Raw genomic sequence first — 2,990 nt, forward strand, 5'->3', positions numbered from 1 at the left:
GGGTGGTGCGGGCGGGTGGGGATGGTGGGGGGTGCACTGTTGAAAAACCGGCTGCCTGGTTCTATTTTGGGCGGTGTGTGATGTGCTCCCTTGCCGGTCCGTCCGCGGCTCAGGGGCATCCGTCATGGTCCGGACGTGACGGGGGGTAGGGAGGTGAACGGTGGCGCGCCAAGAACGTGCTACGCGCACGCGGCAGGCGATTTTGGTCGCGGCGGGTGAGGTGTTCGACGAGGTCGGATACGAGGCGGCGACGATTTCGGAGATCCTGAAGCGCTCCGGGGTGACGAAGGGGGCGCTGTATTTTCATTTCTCCTCCAAGGAGGAGCTGGCCCAGAACGTGCTGGGGGAGCAGGTGAGCTCTTTCCCCGAGGTGCCCGAGCGGGATCTGGTGCTGCAGAAGTCCCTGGACGAGGCGCTGTTGATGGCTCATCTGCTGCAGCGTGAGGGGGGTGATGCGATTGTGCGGGGCGGGGTGCGCCTGACGGTGGATCAGGGGGCTCCGGCCGACAGTCTGGACCGGCTCTCGCCGATGCGGGGCTGGGTGGAGCGCAATGTGCAGATGCTGGAGAAGGCGAAGGCGGCCGGTGAGCTGCTGGCGCATGTGGACCTGCAGGCGGCCGCGCGGCTGCTGGTGGGCGCGTTCACCGGGGTGCAGGTGATGTCGAACATCATGACCGGCCGGGTGGACATGCCCGAGCGGGTGGTCGACCTCTACCGGCATCTGCTGCCGTCCATCGCCGTTCCCGGTGTCCTGGTGCAGCTGGACTTCCGTGCCGAGCGCGGGGCGCAGGTCCACGCCGCGGCCATGGAACTGCGCCGCCGCGGCGAGCTGGCGGCAGCCGACTGACCCACACCACCAACCCCCCCTCGTCCCTCTTCCCCTTCCTCTCTCCCGTCCGTTGCCTATCTCTCTGCCGTCCGTTGCCTCCTCCGCCACCCGCTGCACCGGCCGGCCGGTCCGCCGGTTCGGCCGCCGCACCCGCCGGTCCGCCGGTCCGCTGGTCCGCTGGTCGGCTGGTCCCGTTGCTCTGCTGTGCCGGGGCCGGGCTGCTGTGCCGGGCCGGGCAGTTGGTCCGTGAGCCCGCCGCCGCTCCGCCCCCCCCGGGGCGGGGCGGCGGGGTGGCGGTGGGGGGCTGGGCGTGTGCCCCCTGGGTTGTGTACGCAGGTGTGCGGGCGCACGCGATGGCCCGGCCGACCGAAAGGGAGTGCAGGAATGGCAACAGCAACAGCAGCGACCGCAGCAGCAACCGCCACGGCACCAGCGGCAACCGCCACGGCGCCAGCAGCGGCCACGGCAGCGGCGGCAGAAGCGGCTGCGGCGGCAGAAGCGACGGCGGCCAGGGCAACGGCCACGGCGCCGATACCAGCCACAGCCACAGCCACAGCCACAGTTACGGCAACGGCAACGGCCGTGGCGCCGGTACCGGGCGTGGCGGCGGCTGCCGGGGCAGCGACGGCCACGGCCGCAGCAGCTGCCGCGGCTGCTGCGGTGCCTACTGCGGCCGCGGCGAAGGCGACGGTCACGGCGGCTGCGGCGGTGCCTGTGCCTACTGCGGTGCCTGCTGCGGGTGTTGCGGGTGTGGGGGGTGGGTGTCCGTATGTGCTGGATGTGCGGGGCCGGGACCAGGCGGGCGAGGCGGCGGTGCTGCGCGGGCGCGGGGCGGCGGTGGAGGTGGAGCTGCCGGGCGGGGTGCGCGCCTGGGCGGTGGTGCGTCAGCGGTATCTCAGGCAGCTGCTGGTGGATGAGCGGGTGTCCAAGGACGCGCGGCTGCACTGGCCGGCGTTCGCGGCCGGGCAGATCACCCGGCAGTGGCCGCTGTATCCGTGGGTGGCGCTGGAGAACATGCTCACCACCCACGGTGAGCGGCGGGCCCGGCTGCGCCGGCTGGTGCTGGGGGCCTTCACCGCGCGCCGTATCGAGGCGCTGCGCCCGCGCCTGGAGCAGGAGACGGCCCGGCTGGTGGGGGATCTGGCGGCGCGTCCGGCCGGCCAGGCGCTCGATCTGCGGGCGGATTTCGCCCAGGTGCTGCCCATCCGGGCGATCAGCGGGCTGCTCGGTGTGGGGGAGCGCTCCGAGAAGGTGCTGTGTGCCGCGCTGGACGTGGGCTTCAGCAGCGCCTGCTCGGCCGGGCAGATGAGCGCGGCGATGGCGCAGATCAGCGAGGTCCTCACCGACCTGGTGGCCGCCAAACGGGCTGCGCCGGGCGCGGATGTGACCTCCGCGCTGCTGCAGGTCCGCGACCGGGGCGAGGCGCTGAGCGAGGCCGAACTCCTGGACACCCTGCAGCTGCTGCTCGCCGCCGGCCTGGAGACGCTGACCACCTTCATCACCAACGCGATCGCCGCGCTGCTGATCGACCCCCGCCAGCTCGAGCACGTGCGCTGCGGCCGGGCCGGCTGGGACGACGTGCTCGCCGAGACCCTGCGCACCCGCGCCCCGGCGGCCTTCATGCCGCTGCGCTACGCCGTCACCGACATCGAACTGGATGACGGCACCCTCATCAAAAAGGGCGATGCCATCATCGTCTCCTTCGCGGCCGCCTGCCTGGACCCCGAAGCGTATGGAAAAGACGCCGCCGTCTTCGACGTGCTGCGCACCACGGGCCGCGACAACCTCGCCTTCGGGCACGGCGCCCACTACTGCCTGGGCGCGCCGATGGCCCGCCTGGAGACCACGATCGCCCTGCGGGCGCTCTTCGGCCGCTTTCCTCGCATGAGGCTGGCGGTGCCCCCGCGCGACCTCCAGCCCGTGCCGTCCTTCATCGTCAACGGCTACCAGCGCCTGCCGGTCCTGCTCGGCCCGCCCGCCCGCTGACCCCCGCCACCCCTGCCGCAGGCCCCGGCAACGGACACACCCCCGCGGCCCCTTGCAGGGGGAACGGGGGCCGCAGGACCCGGCGCCCGCCGCCCCGGGACGGGCCGTGAAAACAGCGCGCCGGGTCTTGTTCCACGCTCCCGCACCCCGGCCCGCCCCCTCGTCACCGGCGGGG

2 protein-coding genes are annotated in these 2,990 nt (G+C 72.9%); both read left to right on the plus strand.

The features are described 5' to 3' along the window. The first annotated feature begins 160 nt into the window (after window positions 1–160). A complete protein-coding gene (locus tag STRAU_RS26390; RefSeq protein WP_037662025.1) occupies window positions 161–847 on the plus strand; it encodes a ScbR family autoregulator-binding transcription factor in 687 nt (228 codons plus the stop codon). A gap of 753 nt (window positions 848–1,600) precedes the next feature. Continuing rightward, window positions 1,601–2,815 (plus strand): cytochrome P450, encoded by a 1,215-nt coding sequence (locus STRAU_RS26395; RefSeq protein ID WP_016643450.1) that lies wholly within the window; start codon window positions 1,601–1,603, stop codon window positions 2,813–2,815. The last annotated feature ends 175 nt before the right edge of the window (window positions 2,816–2,990 follow it).

This window comes from Streptomyces aurantiacus JA 4570 (assembly GCF_000414115.1).
Lineage (GTDB): Bacteria > Actinomycetota > Actinomycetes > Streptomycetales > Streptomycetaceae > Streptomyces > Streptomyces aurantiacus_A.